This window comes from Micromonospora noduli, assembly GCF_003264365.1.
Classification (GTDB): Bacteria; Actinomycetota; Actinomycetes; order Mycobacteriales; family Micromonosporaceae; genus Micromonospora; species Micromonospora noduli.
In genome coordinates, this window is the sequence record NZ_PYAK01000034.1 from 48,291 (window position 1) to 67,420 (window position 19,130).

Here is a 19,130-nt window from a genome sequence, read left to right on the forward strand (position 1 = left end):
CCCGCCATCCTAGTTCTGCGTATGGTCTACGCATAACAGCGTACGCCCTACGCAGAAAAGGAACTGACCATGACGATCACCACCACACCGGCACCGCGAGCGGGCCGACGGGAGTGGATCGGGCTCACGGTGCTGATGCTGCCGCTGCTCCTGGTCTCGATGGACGTGTCGGTGCTCTACTTCGCCGTCCCGTTCATCAGCGCGGAGTTGCGTCCCACCGCCACTGAACAGCTCTGGATCTTCGACATCTACGGCTTCGTGCTGGCCGGGCTGCTCATCACCATGGGCGCTCTGGGTGACCGGATCGGCCGACGCCGGCTCCTGTTGATCGGCGCCACCGCGTTCGGCGCGGCGTCGCTGCTGGCCGCGTACGCCGACAGCACCGCGACGCTGATCGCCGCGCGTGCGGTGCTCGGCGTCGGTGGGGCTACCCTGATGCCCTCGACGCTCGCCCTGGTGCGCAACATGTTCCACGACGCCAAGCAGCGCGGGACCGCCATCGGCATCTGGACCGCCACCCTCACCGGTGGCATCGCCATCGGCCCGGTGCTCAGCGGGATCCTGCTGGAGCACTTCTGGTGGGGCTCGATCTTCCTGATCAACATCCCGGCGATGCTGATGCTGCTCCTGCTTGTGCCGCTCCTGGTGCCCGAGTTCCGCAACCCGGCGACCGGGCGGTTCGACCTGATCAGCGCGGCACTGTCGCTCGGCGCGCTGCTGCCGGTGATCTACGGCATCAAGGAGATGGCCCGCGACGGCCTCAGCCCGGTGCGGGTCCTCGCCATCGTCGCCGGTCTGCTGGTGGGGGCGCTCTTCCTGCACCGGCAGCGGACCAGGGCGTACCCGATGGTCGACCTTGCGTTGTTCCGCCGTCGCGGCTTCGCCGGGTCGCTCGCGGTCAACCTGCTGGCGATGTTCGCCATCGTCGGCTTCGCCATCTTCACCACCCAGCACCTTCAACTGGTGCTCGGCCTGAGCCCGCTACGGGCGGCGCTGTGGAGCCTCGTGCCGTCCCTCGCCGTGGGCGGAGTCGCGCCGGCCGCGGCCGCCCTGGCCCAGCGCGTCGAACGGGCGTACCTGATCGGTGCGGGGTTCGGCATCGCAGTGGTCGGCTTCGTGGTGTTGACCCAGGTCACCCCGGAGACGCCGCTGTGGCTGCTGCTCGTCGGCGCCAGTGTCTACGCGGGCGGCCTGGTGATGGTGATGTCCCTCGTCACCGAGCTGGTCCTCGGCGCGGCGCCGCCCGAGCAGGCGGGTGTCGCGTCGGCGCTGACCGAGTCCAGTAGCGAGCTGGGCGGTGCGCTGGGAATGGCGATCCTGGGCAGCGTGGGCGCGGCGGTCTACCGCCGCGAGATCGTCGACGGACTGCCGGCCGGGCTGCCCGCCGACACCACCGCCGTGGCCCGGGAGACCCTGGGTGGTGCGCTCGCGGTCGCCCAAGGGCTGCCGGCGGAGCTGGCTGACGCGGTGCGGCACGCCGCCGGCGTCGCGTTCACCGACGGGCTGCACCTGGCCGCGTACGCCGCCATGGTGGTGATGCTGCTCGGCGGGGTCACCGCGCTTCTCGCGCTGCGCGGCGTCCGACCGGCCGACCCCACGGCGCTGGCCGTCGAGCCGACCGGTCCGGCCGATACCTCGTTGTCGTCGATCAGTCGATGAGCACGTGCGCGAGCCGGTCGCGGAAACGCCGCTCGGAGTCGCTGACCGACTCGCCACCGATGCCCAGCAGCCCACCGCTGGACGCGGCGCCCACCACCTGCTCGGCGATCTTCACGAGCCAGTGCTTGTACGCGCCAGCCTCACCCTCGTCGACCCGCGCCGCCAGCAACGCGCCGGCCTCGCCGGCCCGCAGCAGCACGTCGTCGATGTACGCCCCGGGGTCGGAGGGCGCGATGACCGGCAACTCCTCGCCGGTGTCCGGGTCACCGACCCGGGTGACGATCTCCCCGGCCACGGCGGCGACCAGCGGGCTGGCCGACTCCCGGCCGGCGGCGATGGTCTCCAACCCGGCCGCGTTCTCCGCCATGGTCCGGCGGGTGCCGTCGGACTCGGCGGCGCTCGCCGCGGTCAGCACCGACTGCGGCAGGCCGACAAGCAACCCCCACTCCCCGTCGGAGAAACCGAAACCGGTGTACGCCGGCTGCTCGATCACGGCAATGCCCCTTCCGCCCTGCTCTGCTTGGTCAATCGGTGCTCTGCTTGCTCGATCCACCGGGCCCGAAAGCGGCACCCGGGTCAGGCTAGTCCAGGGTCAGCAGGCCCTGTTCGGACACCACGCGCACCGACAACGTCTTGTACCCGACCTCCTCGAAGAGAACGGTCATCTTGTCCTCCTCGTAGGAGAGCACCATGCCGGACCCCCACTCCGGGTGCCGCACCTGGCTGTGCACCGGGAACGGCCCGACCGCGCCCTGGTCGGCCACGCTGGTGCCGTTGTGGCAGTTGTCGCAGTGGCCGCAGACCTGCGTCATCTGCTCGCCGAAGTAGGCCAGCAACGTCTGCCCACGGCAGGCGGTGGTCTCGGCGAAGGCCCGCATCATGTCGGTGCGGGACCGGGTCACCGTCTGCTGGCGCTCCGCCTCGGCCAGCGCCGCCGCGGCGGCGTCGGTCGGGGCGGGGGAGTAACGGGGCGCGCCGATGCGCTGCCGGGCGCGCGGCTCGGCCGCACCGACCTGCTCCAACAGGGAGAGGTACTGGCCCAGCTTGCGCGGCCCGAGGCCGGTGGTCTCGCGCAGCTCGGTCTTGGTGGCCGGCTTCTTGCGCAGCAGCGCGGCCAGGTCGCGCAGCTCGTCGACGTCGGGCAGGCCGCCGCTGAAGAACCGTTGCAGGCCGACGTCCTCGGCCTGCCAGAGCAGCAGCACCCGGGCCGGTTGCCCGTCGCGGCCGGCCCGGCCGATCTCCTGGAAGTAGCTGTCCGGCGAGTCGGGCAGCGCCATGTGCACCACCCAGGCGATGTTCGGCTTGTCGATGCCCATGCCGAACGCCGAGGTCGCCACCATGATCGGCACCTGGTCGGCAAGGAACGCCTCGTGCAGTTCGTGGCGTGCGCCGGCCGCCATCCCACCGTGGTAGAACTGCGCCGGGTAGCCGGCGTCGGTCAACCGGGTGGCCAGCTCCTCGGCGGCACGGCGGGTGGGCACGTAGATGATCCCGGGTCGCTCGTCGTCGCTCAGCAGCGCGATCAGTCGCCGCCACCGGTAGTCCTCGGTGGGGCAGTGCGCTACCTCGACGAACAGGTTCGGCCGGTCCAGCCCGGAGACCACCACCTCCGGGTCGCGCAGCCGCAGCCGGGCGATGATGTCGTCGCGTACCGGAGGGGAGGCGGTGGCGGTCAGCGCGACCACCGGCGGCCGACCGATGCCGTCGATGAGGTGCCCGAGCGCCAGGTAGTCGGGGCGGAAGTCGTGCCCCCACGCCGAGATGCAGTGCGCCTCGTCGATCGCCACCAGGGCTGGCTTCAGCTCGGCGACCTCGGCCATCCGGTCCGGGTTGCTGAGCTGTTCCGGGGTGATGAAGAGGAACTCCGCCCGGCCCTCGCGGATCTCGGTGATCGCCTCGGCCTGCTGGGTGGGCGACTCGTTCGAGCTGATCCGCACCGCCCGCAGCTCCGGGCGTTGCCGCTCGTTGAGGGAGGCGATCTGGTCCTGCTGAAGGGCCAGCAGTGGGGAGATCACCACGGTGGGGCCGGGGATCAGGCTGGCCGGGATCTGGTAGATCGCCGACTTGCCGGCTCCGGTGGGCAACACCACCAGGGCGTCTCGCCGCTTCATCACGGCGCGCATGGCGGCCAGTTGGTTGGGCCGTAGCGCCTTCCAGCCGAAAAGGCTGCGGGCCGCGCGGCGCAACGTCATCGAGTGCGTGGACAGTTTCATCGAGGGCCGGAGGTACCCGAGCCCGTGACCGCCGAAACGCGTTCGGACGATCACAGGCGGGGCACCCGCCATGCCCGCGACGGCGGCTCGCCGATCCGCTACTCAGCGCAGCCGGGGCAGGACCTCGCGCTGGTAGAGGTCGAACAGACCCTGGTAGTGCGGGCCGGTGTTGGCCACGTACACCTCGTCGAAGCCGGCCTTGGCGTACTTGTCGATCATCTCCAGGTGCGCGTCGACGCTGTTGCCGCAGACGAACGCGTCCCTGACCATCTCCGGCTTGACCAGCTCGGCGGCCTGCTCGAAGTGGCGCGGTGAGGGGAGCACCTGGGACAGCTCACCCGGCACCCCCGCGTTCGGCCAGCGCTCGTACGCGATGCGCATGCCCTCGTCCTCGCTGTCGGCGTACGCCGCCTTGAAGCCGGCCTGGCACGGCTTGTCGCCGCCGCCGTTCTCGCGGAAGCGCCGGACCATCTCGCCGTCGGGCATGGTGCTCACGTAGCCGTCACCGATCCGCGCGGCCAGGTCGATGGACTTCGGCCCGAAGCCGGAGACGTAGATCGGCGGGGGAGTGTCGGGCAGCGTGTAGATCCGGGCCTGCTCCACTGTGTAGTGCTTGCCGTGGTGGTTGACGAAGCCGCCGCCCCACAGCGCGCGCAGCACCTCGACGGCCTCCTCCAGCATCTCCAGCCGGACGTCGGCCTGCGGCCAGGCGTCGCCGAAGATGTGCTCGTTGAGCGCCTCGCCGGTGCCGACGCCGAGCACGAACCGCCCACCGTGCAGCACCGCGCTGGTCGCCGCCGCCTGAGCGATCACGGCTGGGTGGATCCGCACTGTCGGGCAGGTCACCGCCGTGGTCACCGGCAGCGAACAGACCTGGCTGAGCGCGCCGATCATCGACCAGACGAACGGGCTCTGGCCCTGTGCGTCCACCCAGGGGTGGTAGTGGTCGGAGATCCACAGCGCCTCGAAGCCGGCCCGTTCGGCGCCGCGCGCCTGCTCCAGCAACTCGGCTGGCGTGAACTCCTCACTGGACAGGAAATAACCGATCTTCATGGCTTACCCCTTCGGCACGCGAACCTGCTGATGGGGAGAGCCGTACCCCGGTCGCGGTCGACCACACCCGGCCCGTCGGGCCCGGATCGGCGCGGTCGCTCAGCGTCGACCGAACATCGCCCGGATCGCGGCGAGGAGCAGCAGGGCGCCGACCACCAGGCCGAGCAGGCGTACGCCGGGGATGTCGGCCGGGCTCGTCGCGTCGGCCAGCAGGACGGGATCCATCCCCGCACTCTCCCCGGAGAGCGGGCCGCCAGGCAACTGTAAGGTTTATTGACTATTGAATCGCTCAGTGTGACCATGGCAGGACCGCCTGCCGGTGGCGGTGCGCCGAGGGCGCGCGAGAGATGGGGTACGGGGGCCGCATGAGCGAGCGCAACCAGCGGGTCGACGGGGGCGCACCGTCGCCGGTGATCGACATCGATCACTGCGAGGGGGCGGAGTGACCACTGCCAACGGGCACCTCTCGGCGCTCGCCGCCGCCGTCCTGCAACCCGGCTTCGTCGGCACCACCCCACCACCATGGGTGTGCCGCTGGCTCGGCGAGGGTCTCGGCTCGGTGGTGCTCTTCGCCCGCAACGTCGTCGACACCGAGCAGGTGGCCGCGCTCACCGCGACGCTGCGTGCGGAACGGCCGGACGTCATCGTGGCGATCGACGAGGAGGCCGGCGACGTCACCCGACTGGAGTCGGTGCACGGCAGCTCCCGGCCCGGCAACTTCGCCCTCGGCGCTGTCGACGACCCGGAGCTGACCGAAGCCGTCGCCCGGGACCTCGGCGCCGAGCTGGCCACGGCGGGAATCACCCTGAACTACGCCCCGGACGCCGACGTCAACTCCAATCCGGCGAACCCGGTGATCGGCGTCCGTTCCTTCGGTGCCGACCCGGTGCTGGTCGCGCGGCACACCGCCGCCTGGGTTCGCGGGCTCCAGGCCGGCGGCGTCGCGGCCTGCGCCAAACACTTCCCCGGACACGGCGACACCCGTGTCGACTCACACCACGACCTGCCCCGGATCACCGCCGACCGGGACCGGCTGGACGCCTGCGAACTGGCCCCGTTCCGCGCCGCCGTGGCCGCCGGCGTGCAGGCGGTGATGACCGGTCACCTGCTGGTGCCCGCCCTCGACCCGCACCTGCCAGCGACGCTGAGTCAGCGCATCCTGGGCGGGTTGCTCCGCGACGAGCTGGGCTTCTCCGGCGTGGTGGTCACCGACGCGGTGGAGATGCGCGCGGTCGCCGACCGGTACGGCTTCGCCGGGGCGACGGTCCGCGCACTCGCTGCCGGGGCCGACGCCATCTGCATCGGCGGCGAACGGGCCGACGAACAGGCCGCCCGCGAGCTGCGCGACGCCATCGTGGCCGCCGTCGTCTCCGGTGAACTGCCCGAGGAACGCCTCGCCGAGGCCGCCAAGCGCGTCGGTCAACTCGCCGCCTGGACGGTGGCCGCCCGCAGCGCCGGCTCGGCCGGAGCGCGCGCCGCCACCGACGTCGGTCTGGTCGCCGCCCGTCGGGCCGTCCGGGTCACCGCCGCCCCGGGCACGACGGTCGCGCTGCCCCTGACCCGCGCGGCACACGTCGTCGAGTTCGAGCCGCTGCGCAACATCGCCATCGGCGCCGAGACCCCGTGGGGCATCGGCGGACCGCTGACCGAGCTGCTGCCCGGCACCAGCACGGTCCGCTACGCCGAACCCGATGTGCCGGCTGACCCGGGCGCCGGTGCCGGCAGCCGCCCGCTGGTCCTGGTTGTCCGCGACCAGCATCGGCACGACTGGATGCGCGCCGCCGTGCACCGCGCGTTGGCCGCCCGGCCGGACGCCGTCGTGGTCGAGCTGGGCGTGCCCGAGCTGGTCAACGGGGCGGTGCACCTGGCCACCCACGGCGCCACCCGGGCCAGTGGACAGGCTGCCGCCGAGGTGCTCACCGGCGCCCGCTGACGGCCCGCCCTACGGGAGGTCGGCGACCAGGTCGGCGTACTCGGGGTGCTTGTCGATGAACGCGGACATGAAGGGGCACTGCGGCACCACTGTCGTGCCGCGTGCCCGGAGCTCGTCCAGGGTGCCGCGGACCAGCGCGCCGCCCACCCCCTTGCCCTGAAAGCCCCGGTCCACCTCGGTGTGGGTGAAGACCAGGACCTCGCCGCGCGGCAGGTACGCGGTGAAGCCCGCCAGCGCGTCGTCGACCAGGATCTCGAAGCGGTGCTTCGCCGGGTTGTCCTCGACCAGGGTGCTCATCCGGCCATTCTCCCCGCCGGGTCGGCCAGCGCGTCGAGTTCGCCGAGCAACCGGTCCACCTCGTCGGCGGTGTTGTAGTGGTAGATGCTGGCCCGCACCGCGCCGCCGCTGTCGCGCAGACCCATGAGCTGGAAGTACTCGTAGGCGTAGTAGTCGCCGACGGAGAGGCAGAAACCGGCAGCGCCCAACGCCTCCTGGACGGCCGCCGGGGACATCCCGGCGACCCGGAACGAGACGGTCGGGCAGCGCCGCGCCGGCGAACCGTAGACGGTGATCGCCGGCCGCTGTGCCAGCCCGGCGAGCAGCTGGTCCAGTAGCGCCTCCTCGTGCGCCTGGGCGGCGGCCAGCCCGGCCCGCAGCCGGGCCCGCCGGTCCCCGACCGCGTCCGGGTCCAGCCCCGCCAGGTGATCCACCGCCGCGGCCACGCCGGCCAGCAGCGGGAAGCTCGGCGTGCCGTACTCGAACCGGTCCGGCACCGCGTCGGAGGACGGCACCAGCTTCGCCGGGCGCAACGCCGCCCACCGGGCCGGGTCCGCCACCATCGCCGCCAGGTGCGGGCCGGACCACTTGTACGCGCTGGTGACCAGCACGTCGGCGCCGAGCGAGGCCAGGTCGGTCGGCCCGTGCGGAACCGAGTGCACGCCGTCGACGTAGACCAACGCGCCGACCGCGTGCGCGATCTTGGCGATCGCCGGCACGTCCGGCATGGTGCCGATGGCGTTGCTGCCGGCGGTGACCGCTACCAACCGGGTCCGCTCACCCACCAGGTCCGCGTACTGGGCCGCGGGCAGCTCACCGGTGTGCCGGTCGACCTCGGCCCAGCGCACCGTCGCGCCGGCCGTCTCGGCGGCCTGCACCCACGGCCGCACGTTCGCGTCGTGGTCGAGCCGGGAGACCACGACCTCGTCACCCGGGCGCCAGGCCGCGCCGAGCGTGCGAGCCAGGGTGTACGTCAGCGCGGTCGCGCTCGGGCCGAGCACCACACCGGCCGGGTCGGCGCCGAGCAGGTCGGCCACCGCCGAGCGGGCCTGGGCCACCAGCTCCAACGACCGGCGGCCCGCCACGTTGGCGGCGCTGCGGTTGCCGACCGCCGACCGCATGGCATCGGTGACCGCGTCGATCACACCGGCCGCGGTCTGGGTGCCGCCGGCACCGTCGAAGTGGACGAAGCCCTCGGTCAGGGCGGGGTACGCGGCCCGGGTGCGGGCAATGTCGAACGGCATGTCCCGGACCCTAGCCGGTGCTCCACGTACCCTGCCCGGCCGCCAGGTGATCACCGTTCGGCGGCGACCTCGCGGATGTCTCGTACTCTTGGCGAGGTGACGAACCGACCCGCCACCATGCCCATTTCCCCCGTCCGCCGCGCCGCCGGTCTCTTCGCCGGTCTGGCACTCGGCCTCGCCGTGCTCGCCGGGTGCAGCTCCCAGGGCGCCTCCACCGACTGCGGGCTGGACGCCTGCACCGTCACCTTCGAGCGGGGTGTCGACGCCAGCGCCACCATCCTGGGCGTCGAGGCCAAACTGGTCGGCGCCGAGGGTGACCAGGTGACCGTCGAGGTCGCCGGTGAGCAGCTCACCCTCACCACCGGCCAGCAGGCCGCCGAGGCGGGGGGCTTCGCTGTCACCCTGGACAGCGTGACCGACCAGCAGGTCAAGATTCGCGTTTCACGCAACCCGGGCAGCTGACCTGGGCGGGCGGCGGTGGCCGACGTTTGGGAATCTTCCGAATCGGAGATTGTGACGCCATGTCACTCACCCGTAGCGCCGAAGCCACCGCCTCCCGTACGGCGGACAGCCGGTGGCTGGAACTCCTCGCCCGGGCCGGCTTCATCGGCTACGGCATCGTCCACCTCCTCTTCGCCTGGTTGGCGTTGCAGATCGCGTTCGGCACGTCGTCCGACGACGGCGACCAGTCCGGCGCGCTGCGTACCCTCTCCGCACAGCCCCTCGGCAAGTTCCTGGTCATCGCCGTCGCGGTCGGCCTGCTCGCGATGGCGATCTGGCAGGCGCTGGAGGCGGCGGTCGGGCACCGCGCCGAGCGCGACAAGGAGCGGCTCATGGAACGGCTCGCCTCGGCCGGCCGGACCATCGTCTACCTCTACTTCGCCTGGACCGCCTTCAAGGTCTTCAAGGACGCCGGGTCGAACAGCGCCGACCAGCAGGAGGCGTTGACCGGCAAGCTGATGACCTCCAGCGGTGGCCGCTGGCTGGTCGGCCTGGCCGGGCTGGTCGTCGCCGCGATCGGCATCGGCCTGATCATCTACGGAGCCCGGAAGAAGTTCGAGAAGCACCTCAAGACCGGCGAGATGAGCCCGAAGACCCGCCAGCTCGCCCGCCGGCTGGGCATGGCCGGATACATCGCCAAGGGTGTCGCGTACGGCATCGCCGGTCTGCTGGTCATCGTGGCGGCGGTGAACTACGACCCGGAGAAGGCCCGTGGTCTGGACGCCGCGCTGCACCTGCTGCAGGAGCAGTCGTATGGCACGTTCCTGCTGACCCTGGTCGCCCTCGGCATCGCCGCCTTCGGCGTCTACTGCTTCCTCCAGTCCCGGTACCGCAAGGTCTGACTGGTCGATTCCCGGGTGGACGGGCACTCTTGGGCTTTTGCCCGAAGTGCCCGACGCCTGGTCGAAGGGAAGCTACGAAATCGTGCAGAACTATCTCGAAACGGCCGTCGCCGCGCTCGTCGCGGCGGCGGTCGCCCTTTTCCTGGTCGAGATCGTCCACCGGTTGACCCGGCGGTTCGGCCGCCGGTCACTGCTGTTGACCGAGTTGACCGACCACGCGCACCGCCCGTTCCAGGTCGCCGGAACGGTCCTGGCCGTGCAGTTCGCCGTCCGCTTCACCACCGGGTACGCGGTCGGCGACAGCTGGCGGCGGCTGCTGCTACACCTGCTCATCCTCGGCGTCATCGCCACGGTGGCCTGGCTGGTCGCCTGCCTGCTTGTCGTCGTGGAGGACACCGCGCTGGCCCGGTTCCGGGTCGACGTACCGGACAACCGGCACGCCCGGCGGGTACGGACCCAGGTGGTGATGCTGCGCCGACTGACCATCGCGGTGATCGTCATCCTGACCGTGGGCGTGATGCTGATGACGTTCCCCAGCGTGCGGGGCATCGGCGCCGGTGTGCTGACCTCGGCCGGTGTGGTCGGTGTGGTGGCCGCGCTCGCCGCGCAGAGCCTGCTCGGCAACGTCTTCGCCGGCCTCCAGCTCGCCTTCAGCGACGCCGTCCGGCTCGACGACGTCGTCGTCGTCGAGGGGGAGTGGGGTCGCATCGAGGAGCTGACCCTCAGCTACGTCGTGGTGCAGATCTGGGACGACCGCCGGTTGATCCTGCCCACCTCGTACTTCACCAGCAAGCCGTTCCAGAACTGGACCCGGACCGAGGCGGCGGTGCTCGGCACCGCCGAATTCGACGTCGACTGGGCGGTACCCGTGCAAACCATGCGCGAGGAGCTGCGCCGCCTCGTCGAGGGCACCGAGCTGTGGGACGGGCGGGTCTGCGTCCTCCAGGTCACCGACGCCACCGGCGGGACGGTGCGGTTGCGCGCGCTGGTCAGCGCCGCCGACGCGGGCAGCCTGTGGGACCTGCGCTGCCTCGTCCGGGAGCACCTGGTCGCCTGGATCCGGGACAACCGCCCGACCGCGATGCCCCGGCTACGTACCGAGCTGGGCGACTCCAACAGCAACCTGTCCTGGCAGTGGGTGCAGCCGAGGCGACCGGCCCGCCGCCAGTCCGACACCGAGGCACCCGACGACGCCCGTGTCTTCGGCGGCAGCGACGACGGCGACGCCCGCAGCGAAGCCTTCGTGGGCCCCGAAGAAACCCGCCCCCAATAGCCCTCGTCCCGCGTCGCCCTTGCCCGCCCCGCCGGCAGACCCCCGACGATCATGGAGTTGACGGGTGGGTGCGCCTGGTTTGTCCCCGCCAACCCCATGATCACCGTTGCAGGGGCGAGGAGGGGAGGGGTCGGGGAGCGGGGGTCGGTTGCGGGAGGTTTGGTCGGGCTTGGGTGGGGGATGTGCTGCCGGACGTCTCTGGCGTGATCGCGGCGGCTGGCCGCGTATTGGCGGCGCGGCGTCCGGACAACGGGGACGGTGAGCTGCTTGGCGCGCTTTAGGATTGACGAGCGGCGACTTCGGGCATACAGCGCGGTGATGAGGAAAGGAGGACAGCATGGCTGACGTGGCGAAAGCCCGCACATCCCAGAACGGGAGCGAGCCCTCCACCGCCGAGTTGGTGCAGCGGGCCACTGAGCAGATCTCCCGCCTCGTGCGGGACGAACTGACGCTGGCCCGAGCGGAGTTGACCCAGAAGGGTAAGCACGCGGGCATCGGGATCGGCCTGTTCGGCGGCGGCGGCGCGCTCGCGTTCTTCGGTCTGGGTGCGCTGGTCGCCACGGCGATCCTGCTGCTCGACCTGGTGTTGCCCGCCTGGGCCGCGGCGCTGATCGTGGCGGTGGCCTGCTTCCTGGTGGCCGGCATCCTCGCCCTGGTGGGCAAGAAGCAGGTCAGCCGTGCCGTCCCGCCGGTGCCGGCGGCCACGGTCCGCAGCCTCCGGGCAGACATGGACACCGTCACCGCCGCAGTGAAGGACAGGGGGCGGCAATGACCGGTAACGGGACCGGCGACACGGAGGCCCTCCGCGAGGAGATCCGTCGCACCCGGGTCGAGTTGGGCGAGACGATGGAGGCGTTGGCCGCCAAGGCCGACGTCAAGGCGCGTCTCAAGGAGTCCGCTGAGCAGGCCAAGGCGCGGATGCGGGAGCAGGCGGCGCAGACCGTCGCTCGGGTCCGCGGTCAGGCCGCGCGCGGCGCTGGGATGGCCCGGGCGCAGGCGTACGAAAAGGGCGAGAAGGTACGCGCACAGGCGTACGACAAGGGCGAGTTGGTGCGCCGCAACCCGGTGCCGTGGGCGGCCATCGCGGCCGGCGCGGTGGCCACCGTGGTGGTGCTGATGATCGTGCGGGGGAGGCGTAGGTGAGTAAGAGCATCGGCAGGGTCGCGTACCGGCCGGTCGGCGTCCTGATGGGTATCGCCGCGGGCGCGGTGGCCGGGGCGATCTTCCGGCAGGTCTGGAAGGTCACCGCGGGCGACGGTGAGGCGCCCAACGCGACCGACGAGGATCGCGGCTGGGGCGAGATCCTGGCCGCCGCGGCGTTGCAGGGCGCCATCTTCGCGGTCGTCCGGGCCGCTGTGGACCGGGGCGGCGCGGTCGGCGTACGCCGGATGACCGGCAGCTGGCCGGATTGACAGGCAGCGACTTCAGCCCCCTTCCCGCATCGATGGGAAGGGGGCTTTCGCATGGCATCGCACGCCGCCCAGCGCACCTGAGGCATCCGTCAGGTCACATGTCGGAGAAATTCGTCGGAGAGGTCGTGACAGACTTTTTACCTCCGTGATTTGCTGGTCCCCGCTGTTGCGAGATGGCGTGGGTTGAGAGAAGTCTCCTTCGTGGGGCCGCCTCAGGCGCCGCTGCTCAAAAACGGCCAATCGGCCGGACGGCGTGCACGGCCGCCAGTTTTTAGAGGGAGAAACACATGGCTCAGGGAACCGTGAAGTGGTTCAACGCTGACAAGGGCTTCGGCTTCATCACCGTCGATGGTGGGGGTGCTGACGTGTTCGTCCACTTCTCGGCCATCCAGACCAGCGGCTACCGCTCGCTGGAGGAGAACCAGCGGGTGGAGTTCGAGATTGCTCAGGGTCAGAAGGGCCCGCAGGCTGAGCAGGTTCGTCCCATCTGAGTAGGACGGCCGGCCCCCGCCGGCCAGTGGGACGATCCGGCTCAAGGGTCACGCGAAAGCCCCGCATCCCGGTTGGGATGCGGGGCTTTCGCCTGTTCAGGCTTGCCGGTGGGGCGAGCAGTCAGCGTCGACGCGAGCGCAGGCCGAGCCAGATCACCACCAGCCCGGCCGCCGTCACGAGCGGGCCGATCACCGCCCAGATCTTCTCGTCGGTCATCACGCTGCCGCTGACGTAGCCGAGGCCCTGGACCGTCCACACCGCACCGATCACCACGGCCAGCAGGCCGAGGGTGAGTGGAAGCCAACCCCTCATCGCGTCCCCTCTCCGCCGCCCGGGGCGGCGCGCCGCCGTCCAGCATCGCCGGCCGGGTGGCGCGACGCGAGCACCCCGGGCGCGCGGGTCACCACCGGTCGTGCACCTGCGGGCGGATCAACTCGTCGTAGGTCTCGCGGACGGCTGTCAACTGCTCGTCGGTGAGCGGGGACAGGGCCGCCGAGGCGGCGTTGCGTCGGGCCTGGTCGGCGTCGCGGGCACCGGGGATGACCACTGTGACGCCCGCCTGGTCCAACACCCAACGCAGGGCGAACTGCGCCATCGTGCGGTCCGCGTCGACGAGCGGGGCCAGCCGGCGTACGGCGGCCAGACCTCGGTCGAAGTCGACTCCGGAGAACGTCTCCCCGACGTCGAAGGCCGCGCCGTGCCGGTTGTAGTTGCGGTGGTCGTCGGCGGGAAACTCGGTGTGCTCGTCGTAGCGGCCGGAGAGCAGGCCACTGGCGAGCGGCACGCGGGCGATGATGCCCACACCCGCTGCGGCCGCGGCCGGCAGCACCCGCTCCAGGGGCTTGTGGCGGACCGCGTTGAGGATGATCTGGACGCTCGCCACCCCCGGTCGGGCGATCGCGGTGAGGGCCTGGTCGCAGGTCTCGACGCTGACTCCGTACCCGGCGATGGCCTTCTCGGTGACGAGGGTGTCCAGGCCGTCGAAGACCTCGTCGGAGGAGAAGACCTCGGTGGGCGGGCAGTGCAACTGGACCAGGTCCAGGGTGTCCATGCCCAGGTTGGCCCGGGAGCGGTCGGTCCACTGCCGGAAGTTGGCCAGGGTGTACGCCTCCGGCCGCTGCTCGACGCGGCGGCCCATCTTGGTCGCGACGGTCAGCCCGGCGTCGGGTCGGGTGCGCAGGAAGCGGCCGATCAGCTGCTCGCTGCGGCCGTCGCCGTACACGTCGGCGGTGTCGAGGAAGGTGACCCCGGCGTCCACGGCGGCGGCGAGCACCGCCATCGCGTCGTCCTCGCTGACGGTGCCCCAGTCGGCGCCGAGTTGCCACGCGCCCAGGCCGACCGCGCCAACGGTCCGGCCGAGCCGGTTGAAGCTGCGCTGTTCCATGCCCCGAGCCTAGTGATCGGGTTGCCACCCTGCCACGCGAGCCGTACCGTTAGCAGTACGGACGTACGGTTTGGGAGGCGACCATGTGGGACCCGACGACCTACCTGCGCTTCGGCGACGAGCGATCCCGGCCGTTTCACGACCTCCTCGCCCGGATCCCGGCCGAGCGACCCCGGGCGGTGGTCGACCTCGGCTGCGGCCCCGGCCAGCTCACCGCCGTCCTCGCCGAGCGCTGGTCGACCAGCCGGGTGCGCGGCCTCGACTCCTCACCCGAGATGATCGAGCGGGCCGAGGCCCTCGGCGCGCCTGTCGACTTCGCTGTCGCCGACCTGCGCGACTGGGTTCCGGCCGGCGACGAGGACGTGGTGGTCAGCAACGCGGCGTTGCAGTGGGTCCCCGGCCACCAGGAGCTGCTGCGCCGCTGGGCCGCCGAGCTGCCCGCCGGCGCCTGGCTCGCCATGCAGGTCCCCGGCAACTTCGCCGCCGACTCGCACCGCGCCCTGCGGGAGGTCGCCGACCGACCGACCTGGCGGGCCGAGGTTGCCCCGCTGCTGCGCGCGGACCCGGTCGACGACCCGGCCGACTACGCGGCGCTGCTGACCGCCGCCGGCTGCGCGGTGGACGCCTGGGAGACTACCTACGTGCACCTGCTGCCGGCTCGACCCGCCGCCGAGCACCCGGTGCTGGCCTGGATGGAGGGCACGGCGCTGCGCCCGGTCCGGGCCGCACTGGACGCCGCCGGCTGGTCCGCCTTCCGGGCCGAGCTGGGAGTACGGCTCACCGCGGCGTACCCGGTGCGGCAGGGTCAGGTGTACTTCCCGTTCCGCCGCGTCTTCGTCGTCGCCCGCACCGGCGACCATGCCCAGGAGAACCCGTGACCGACCTGTCCACCTTCATCGCCGGCCTGCCCAAGGTGGAGCTGCACGTGCACCACGTCGGCTCCGCCCTGCCCCGGATCGTCGCCGAGTTGGCCGCGCGCCACGAGGGGCGCACCCCCGTGCCGGCCGACCCGGACGCCCTCGCCAGCTACTTCGAGTTCCGCGACTTCGCGCACTTCATCGAGGTCTACCTGAGCGTCGTGGATCTCATCCGTGACCCGGAGGACGTCTGGATCCTCACCCACGAGGTGGCCCGCGAGCTGGCCCGTCAACAGGTCCGGTACGCGGAGCTGACCATCACCCCGTACTCGCACGTCCGACGGGGCATTCCCGCGCCGGCGTTCTGCGAGGCCATCGAGGACGCCCGCAAGCGTGCCCTGGCCGACTTCGGCATCGAGCTGCGCTGGTGCTTCGACATCCCGGGCGAGGCCGGCCTGCCCGCGGCCGAGGAGACGCTGCGCATCGCGCTGGACGAGCGCCCGGACGGGCTGGTCAGTTTCGGTCTGGGCGGCCCGGAGATCGGGGTACCCCGACCGCAGTTCCGGCAGTACTTCGACCAGGCCCGCGCCGCCGGGCTGCGCTCGGTCCCGCACGCCGGGGAGACCACCGGGCCGCAGACCGTCTGGGACGCGCTGAACGAGTTGGGCGCCGAGCGGATCGGGCACGGCATCTCCGCCGCACAGGACCCGCAGCTGCTCGCGTACCTGGCCGAGCGGCAGATCGGGATGGAGATCTGCCCGACGTCCAACGTCCGTACCCGGGCGGTGGCCACCCTCGACGAGCATCCGCTGCCCCGGCTGGTCGAGGCCGGGCTGCTGGTCACCATCAACTCCGACGACCCGCCGATGTTCGGCACCACCCTCAACGACGAGTACGCGGTGGCCGCCCGCCTGCTCGGCGTCGGAGCCGAGGGTCTGGCCGGGCTGGCCCGCAACGCGGTGACCGCGTCCTTCCTGGACGCCGCCGGCCAGCAGCGGATCCTCGCCGAGATCGACGCGTACCTCGCCACCGCCGGCTGAGCTGGTCTTCCGGCTGGGCCGTTTGGTTGAGCAGGGCGCGCGGCGGGAGCGTGGGTGTGGGGGGACCTGTGACTCCCGCCGCGCGCGCGGCTCCACCGGCCGTGGGTGCGTGGTGCGCTCGGCCGGTGGAACTGGTGGGTTCGTGCTCTGATCCTGTCAGCCCGAGGCCGATCCAACGCGGTCGTTAACCGCGATCTAAGGAAGACTTGCGCCGGCGCACAGCCCCGGGTTCGGCCGGGGTCAGTCGTCGGTGGGGCGCTGGCGGGGCCAGCGACGTCCGGTGGCCTTCGTGTCCCGGGCGTCGCGGGCCATCCGACCGACCAGACCGAAGCGGCTGACCTGCCGGGGCGTCGCCTCCGGGTCGGCGAGCAGCATCACCACGCTGGCCCCGCCCAGCCGGGCCCGGTCGATGCTCACCGAGCCGTTGGCCTGCAACGCGACCCGCTTGGCGATGTCCAGCCCGAGCCCGGTTGAGCCCTGGTCACTCGCGCCCCGGCGCAGCGCCCGGTCCGGGTTGGCGATGCCGGGGCCGGCGTCGTCGATCCGGATCGCCACGTAACCGTCGCGCCGGGACACCGCCACCTCGAACGCGGTGCCCTGCGGGGTGTAGCGGAAGACGTTGCCGATGACCGCGTCAAGCGCGGCGGCGAGTTCGGCCCGGGGCACCGGAGCCGGGATGCGCAGCTGGGCGCCGTTGACCCGGTGCGGCCGGTTCTGGTCGCCGGCCAACGCCGCCCAGAACACCATCCGGTCGCGGACCACCTCGCTGACGTCGCACATCGCCGGCCCGGCCTCGAGCGCCACCGTCTTACGGGTGGTCTTGATCAGCACGTCGATCTCACCCTCCAGGGTGACGATCGCCTGCCGGATCCGCCGGATCCCGCGCAGCCGGTCCAACTCCGCCGGGCTGAACGATCCCACGCTGGTGTCGTCGGACTCCAACGCCTCCGCGTCCAACCGCAGCACCGTCAACGGGGTACGCAGACGATGCGACAGGTCGGCCACCAACTCCCGCTCGTCGGTGCGGGCGGCGTCCAGGCGGTCCGCCATCCGGTTGAAGGCGTACCCGGCCTCGGCCAGCTCGCGCGGACCGGTCGGCTCGACGCGTACGCCGAGGTCGCCGTCGCCGACGGAGAGCGCGGCCTTGACCAGACCGCGGGTGGAGTCCACCGCGCGGGCGGCGACCCGGTCGACCACGAGCACCGCCGCGCCGGCCATCGCCGCGCCGACCGCGAACAGCAGTAACCACGTACCGCCGGCGCCCTCGCCCAGCGTCGACTCCGGAAGGAACACCTCGACCACGGCCGTCCGGTCACCGAGGACGACCGGGTCGAGCCGGGCCACACCCCCGTCGACGTCGACGACCAAGGACTGGCGCTCGGAGCGGGCCCGGTCCAGATCGCTACCGCTGGCCCGACCAGCGGACTCGTCCAGCCCCAGCCCGTGCACCACGGGCCGGGTGGGTGCGCCCTCGGCGCTGGCCACCACGGCACGCTCGACGACCGCCGGGTCGGTGCTCACCGCCAGCGCGCCGGTCACCAGCGCGCTGCGCCGCGCCGCGTCGGCGATCGCCTCGTCCCGGCTCTGCTCCCGCAGGCTGAGCCCGAGCGGGATCAGGAACGCGAGCGCCACGAGACTGCACATGCCGGCCGTGAGCAGGGCCAGCGCCGTTCTCAGTCCGGTGCCACCAGCCGGAATCCGACCCCCCGCACGGTGCGCAGGTAGCGCGGCTTCGCCGCGGACTCGCCCATCTTTCTGCGGAGCCAGTACAGGTGAACGTCGATGGTCTGATCCTCGCCGACCGATGGCTGCCGCCATACCTCCTCCAAGAGTTCCCGGCGGGACACTACCCGCCCAGGTCGTGCGGCGAGATACGCCAACAGGTCGAATTCCTTGCGGGTCAGCGCCAGCGGCTCCCCGTCGAGCTGGGCGCTGCGCTCGCCCACGTCCACCCGCAGCCCGCCGACGCTGTGCACAGCGGGCTGCACGGACCGACTGGCCCGGCCGGCCCGGCGCAGCACCGTGGTGATCCGGGCGTCCAGGTGCGCCCCGGTGAACGGCTTGACCATGTAGTCGTCGGCGCCGGCGCGCAGCAGCTTGACCACCGACTGCTCGTCGTCGCGGGCGGTGGCGATGATGATCGGAACGTCGGTGATGCCGCGCAGCATCCGCAGCGCGTCCGAGCCGTCCAGGTCGGGCAGGCCGAGGTCGAGCACCACCAGATCGGGTGTCTCCGCGGCGACCCGACGCAGGGCGTCCAACGCCGTACCCACGGCGTGCACGGCATGCCCCCGGTCGGTGAGGGACCGCAGCATCGCGCCGCGTACGACGTGATCGTCTTCGACCAGGAGCACGGAGGCCACGACAAGACCGTACTTGGCCTGGCAAGTTGATCGCGTTGCGGCGTGCCTGGCGACCGGGCAAGCTGGTACGACGATGTCGTTCACCCTGTTCGCCGATGCCCGCCTGGCGCTCGCCCGGGACAGCCTCGCCGGTCTCTCCACCGGCGACGCGCTCGGCGCGCAGTACTTCCTGCCGGCGCCCGCGCCCGTGGATCTCGCCGCCGACGCGCTGCCGCCAGCGCCCTGGGAATGGACCGACGACACCGAGATGGCCTGCTCGGTCCTCGCCCAGTTGGCCGACTCCGGCGGCATCGACCGGGACCGGTTGGCCCTCTCCTTCGCCGAGCGATGTACCGAGCGACGAGGCTACGGCGCGGGCGCGATGCTGATCCTGGGGCTGGTCCGCACCGGCACCCCGTGGCCGCTGGCCGCCGCCTCCGCCTTCGACGGGCAGGGCTCCTGCGGCAACGGCGCGGCGATGCGGGTCGGCCCGCTGGGCGCGTACTTCGCCGACTCGACAGCGCGCGCCGCGGCACAGGCCCGCGCCTCCGCCGAGGTGACGCACGCGCACCCGGAGGGGATCGCCGGCGCGGTCGCCGTCGCCGTCGC

Annotated in this window: 22 protein-coding genes; 12 read left to right on the plus strand and 10 right to left on the minus strand. The window is 72.0% G+C overall.

Annotated features, from left to right (window positions below):
- Nucleotides 1–69 precede the first annotated feature (69 nt).
- Entirely contained in the window at nt 70–1,659 is a 1,590-nt protein-coding gene (locus GUI43_RS22690; protein WP_112583398.1) for an MFS transporter, read from the plus strand.
- Here GUI43_RS22690 and GUI43_RS22695 read toward each other — a convergent pair.
- The 4 genes from GUI43_RS22695 to GUI43_RS34960 form a co-directional block, all read right to left on the minus strand.
- On the minus strand, nt 1,649–2,152 hold the full coding sequence (locus GUI43_RS22695; RefSeq protein ID WP_091401689.1) for a hypothetical protein: 504 nt from the start codon (nt 2,150–2,152) through the stop codon (nt 1,649–1,651). The genes GUI43_RS22690 and GUI43_RS22695 overlap by 11 nt on opposite strands.
- Nucleotides 2,153–2,240: 88 nt before the next feature.
- Nucleotides 2,241–3,872 carry a RecQ family ATP-dependent DNA helicase gene (locus GUI43_RS22700; protein WP_112583449.1) on the minus strand — a complete coding sequence of 544 codons (1,632 nt, stop codon included), beginning with the start codon at nt 3,870–3,872 and terminating at the stop codon, nt 2,241–2,243.
- A 102-nt stretch (nt 3,873–3,974) separates the two neighbouring features.
- Complete coding sequence (locus tag GUI43_RS22705) at nt 3,975–4,925, minus strand: TIGR03557 family F420-dependent LLM class oxidoreductase (RefSeq protein WP_112583397.1); 951 nt, start codon at nt 4,923–4,925, stop codon at nt 3,975–3,977.
- 99 nt (nt 4,926–5,024) lie between these two features.
- Entirely contained in the window at nt 5,025–5,150 is a 126-nt protein-coding gene (locus tag GUI43_RS34960) for a hypothetical protein (RefSeq protein WP_255750123.1), read from the minus strand.
- Nucleotides 5,151–5,367: 217 nt separating this feature from the next.
- On the opposite strand from GUI43_RS34960, the gene GUI43_RS22710 reads away from it, so the two are divergent.
- Nucleotides 5,368–6,858 (plus strand): glycoside hydrolase family 3 protein, encoded by a 1,491-nt coding sequence (locus GUI43_RS22710; protein WP_112583396.1) that lies wholly within the window; start codon nt 5,368–5,370, stop codon nt 6,856–6,858.
- A gap of 9 nt (nt 6,859–6,867) precedes the next feature.
- On the opposite strand, the gene GUI43_RS22715 is transcribed toward GUI43_RS22710, so the two are convergent.
- The gene (locus GUI43_RS22715) at nt 6,868–7,155 is read right to left on the minus strand and encodes a GNAT family N-acetyltransferase (RefSeq protein ID WP_112583395.1); all 288 of its coding nucleotides are present in this window, start codon (nt 7,153–7,155) and stop codon (nt 6,868–6,870) included.
- Complete coding sequence (locus GUI43_RS22720; protein WP_112699747.1) at nt 7,152–8,378, minus strand: cysteine desulfurase-like protein; 1,227 nt, start codon at nt 8,376–8,378, stop codon at nt 7,152–7,154. The genes GUI43_RS22715 and GUI43_RS22720 overlap by 4 nt, the downstream gene beginning before the upstream one ends.
- A 96-nt stretch (nt 8,379–8,474) precedes the next feature.
- Here GUI43_RS22720 and GUI43_RS22725 point away from each other — a divergent pair, with 96 nt between their 5' ends.
- The 7 genes from GUI43_RS22725 to GUI43_RS22755 all read left to right on the plus strand — a co-directional run bounded on the left by GUI43_RS22725 (nt 8,475) and on the right by GUI43_RS22755 (nt 12,897).
- On the plus strand, nt 8,475–8,840 hold the full coding sequence (locus GUI43_RS22725) for a hypothetical protein (protein WP_112583393.1): 366 nt from the start codon (nt 8,475–8,477) through the stop codon (nt 8,838–8,840).
- Nucleotides 8,841–8,899: 59 nt separating this feature from the next.
- Nucleotides 8,900–9,721: a DUF1206 domain-containing protein gene (locus tag GUI43_RS22730; protein WP_112583392.1), complete on the plus strand. Its 822-nt coding sequence runs from the start codon at nt 8,900–8,902 to the stop codon at nt 9,719–9,721.
- A gap of 82 nt (nt 9,722–9,803) precedes the next feature.
- Nucleotides 9,804–10,994 carry a mechanosensitive ion channel family protein gene (locus GUI43_RS22735; RefSeq protein ID WP_112583448.1) on the plus strand — a complete coding sequence of 397 codons (1,191 nt, stop codon included), beginning with the start codon at nt 9,804–9,806 and terminating at the stop codon, nt 10,992–10,994.
- Between the two features lie 337 nt (nt 10,995–11,331).
- Nucleotides 11,332–11,766, plus strand: coding sequence for a phage holin family protein (locus GUI43_RS22740; RefSeq protein ID WP_030338239.1), 435 nt, complete (start codon nt 11,332–11,334; stop codon nt 11,764–11,766).
- Entirely contained in the window at nt 11,763–12,137 is a 375-nt protein-coding gene (locus GUI43_RS22745; RefSeq protein ID WP_112583391.1) for a DUF3618 domain-containing protein, read from the plus strand. The genes GUI43_RS22740 and GUI43_RS22745 overlap by 4 nt, the downstream gene beginning before the upstream one ends.
- Nucleotides 12,134–12,406, plus strand: coding sequence for a DUF4235 domain-containing protein (locus tag GUI43_RS22750; RefSeq protein WP_030338235.1), 273 nt, complete (start codon nt 12,134–12,136; stop codon nt 12,404–12,406). Before GUI43_RS22745 ends, GUI43_RS22750 begins: the two co-directional genes overlap by 4 nt.
- Nucleotides 12,407–12,693: 287 nt before the next feature.
- Nucleotides 12,694–12,897: a cold-shock protein gene (locus GUI43_RS22755; RefSeq protein WP_030338233.1), complete on the plus strand. Its 204-nt coding sequence runs from the start codon at nt 12,694–12,696 to the stop codon at nt 12,895–12,897.
- Between the two features lie 121 nt (nt 12,898–13,018).
- Here the strand turns inward: GUI43_RS22755 and GUI43_RS22760 are convergent, their stop codons facing one another.
- Complete coding sequence (locus GUI43_RS22760) at nt 13,019–13,210, minus strand: hypothetical protein (RefSeq protein WP_091401705.1); 192 nt, start codon at nt 13,208–13,210, stop codon at nt 13,019–13,021.
- A gap of 88 nt (nt 13,211–13,298) precedes the next feature.
- Complete coding sequence (locus tag GUI43_RS22765; RefSeq protein ID WP_112699748.1) at nt 13,299–14,282, minus strand: aldo/keto reductase; 984 nt, start codon at nt 14,280–14,282, stop codon at nt 13,299–13,301.
- Between the two features lie 83 nt (nt 14,283–14,365).
- Between GUI43_RS22765 and GUI43_RS22770 the strand changes: the two genes are divergently transcribed.
- Together GUI43_RS22770 and GUI43_RS22775 are read left to right on the plus strand one after the other, a co-directional pair.
- Nucleotides 14,366–15,160, plus strand: a complete 795-nt coding sequence (locus GUI43_RS22770; protein WP_112699749.1) for a trans-aconitate 2-methyltransferase — start codon at nt 14,366–14,368, stop codon at nt 15,158–15,160.
- Nucleotides 15,157–16,179 (plus strand): adenosine deaminase, encoded by a 1,023-nt coding sequence (locus GUI43_RS22775; RefSeq protein WP_112583388.1) that lies wholly within the window; start codon nt 15,157–15,159, stop codon nt 16,177–16,179. The genes GUI43_RS22770 and GUI43_RS22775 overlap by 4 nt, the downstream gene beginning before the upstream one ends.
- A 240-nt stretch (nt 16,180–16,419) precedes the next feature.
- On the opposite strand, the gene GUI43_RS22780 is transcribed toward GUI43_RS22775, so the two are convergent.
- Together GUI43_RS22780 and GUI43_RS22785 are read right to left on the minus strand one after the other, a co-directional pair.
- Nucleotides 16,420–17,823: a HAMP domain-containing sensor histidine kinase gene (locus tag GUI43_RS22780; protein WP_181539338.1), complete on the minus strand. Its 1,404-nt coding sequence runs from the start codon at nt 17,821–17,823 to the stop codon at nt 16,420–16,422.
- 29 nt (nt 17,824–17,852) lie between these two features.
- Nucleotides 17,853–18,542, minus strand: a complete 690-nt coding sequence (locus GUI43_RS22785; protein ID WP_091401712.1) for a response regulator transcription factor — start codon at nt 18,540–18,542, stop codon at nt 17,853–17,855.
- Between the two features lie 73 nt (nt 18,543–18,615).
- Here GUI43_RS22785 and GUI43_RS22790 point away from each other — a divergent pair.
- A partial coding sequence (locus GUI43_RS22790; protein ID WP_170158777.1) for an ADP-ribosylglycohydrolase family protein occupies nt 18,616–19,130 on the plus strand: 515 nt, incomplete at its 3' end.

What these genes read in the sequence shown, in the direction of transcription:
- GUI43_RS22690 (WP_112583398.1), top strand. Translation starts at nt 70, where the DNA reads ATGACGATCACCACCACACCGGCACCGCGAGCGGGCCGACGGGAGTGG.
- GUI43_RS22700 (WP_112583449.1), bottom strand. Translation starts at nt 3,872, where the DNA reads ATGAAACTGTCCACGCACTCGATGACGTTGCGCCGCGCGGCCCGCAGC.
- GUI43_RS22705 (WP_112583397.1), bottom strand. Translation starts at nt 4,925, where the DNA reads ATGAAGATCGGTTATTTCCTGTCCAGTGAGGAGTTCACGCCAGCCGAG.
- GUI43_RS34960 (WP_255750123.1), bottom strand. Translation starts at nt 5,150, where the DNA reads ATGGATCCCGTCCTGCTGGCCGACGCGACGAGCCCGGCCGACATCCCC.
- GUI43_RS22715 (WP_112583395.1), bottom strand. Translation starts at nt 7,155, where the DNA reads ATGAGCACCCTGGTCGAGGACAACCCGGCGAAGCACCGCTTCGAGATC.
- GUI43_RS22720 (WP_112699747.1), bottom strand. Translation starts at nt 8,378, where the DNA reads ATGCCGTTCGACATTGCCCGCACCCGGGCCGCGTACCCCGCCCTGACC.
- GUI43_RS22730 (WP_112583392.1), top strand. Translation starts at nt 8,900, where the DNA reads ATGTCACTCACCCGTAGCGCCGAAGCCACCGCCTCCCGTACGGCGGAC.
- GUI43_RS22740 (WP_030338239.1), top strand. Translation starts at nt 11,332, where the DNA reads ATGGCTGACGTGGCGAAAGCCCGCACATCCCAGAACGGGAGCGAGCCC.
- GUI43_RS22745 (WP_112583391.1), top strand. Translation starts at nt 11,763, where the DNA reads ATGACCGGTAACGGGACCGGCGACACGGAGGCCCTCCGCGAGGAGATC.
- GUI43_RS22755 (WP_030338233.1), top strand. Translation starts at nt 12,694, where the DNA reads ATGGCTCAGGGAACCGTGAAGTGGTTCAACGCTGACAAGGGCTTCGGC.
- GUI43_RS22760 (WP_091401705.1), bottom strand. Translation starts at nt 13,210, where the DNA reads ATGAGGGGTTGGCTTCCACTCACCCTCGGCCTGCTGGCCGTGGTGATC.
- GUI43_RS22765 (WP_112699748.1), bottom strand. Translation starts at nt 14,282, where the DNA reads ATGGAACAGCGCAGCTTCAACCGGCTCGGCCGGACCGTTGGCGCGGTC.
- GUI43_RS22770 (WP_112699749.1), top strand. Translation starts at nt 14,366, where the DNA reads ATGTGGGACCCGACGACCTACCTGCGCTTCGGCGACGAGCGATCCCGG.
- GUI43_RS22780 (WP_181539338.1), bottom strand. Translation starts at nt 17,823, where the DNA reads ATGTGCAGTCTCGTGGCGCTCGCGTTCCTGATCCCGCTCGGGCTCAGC.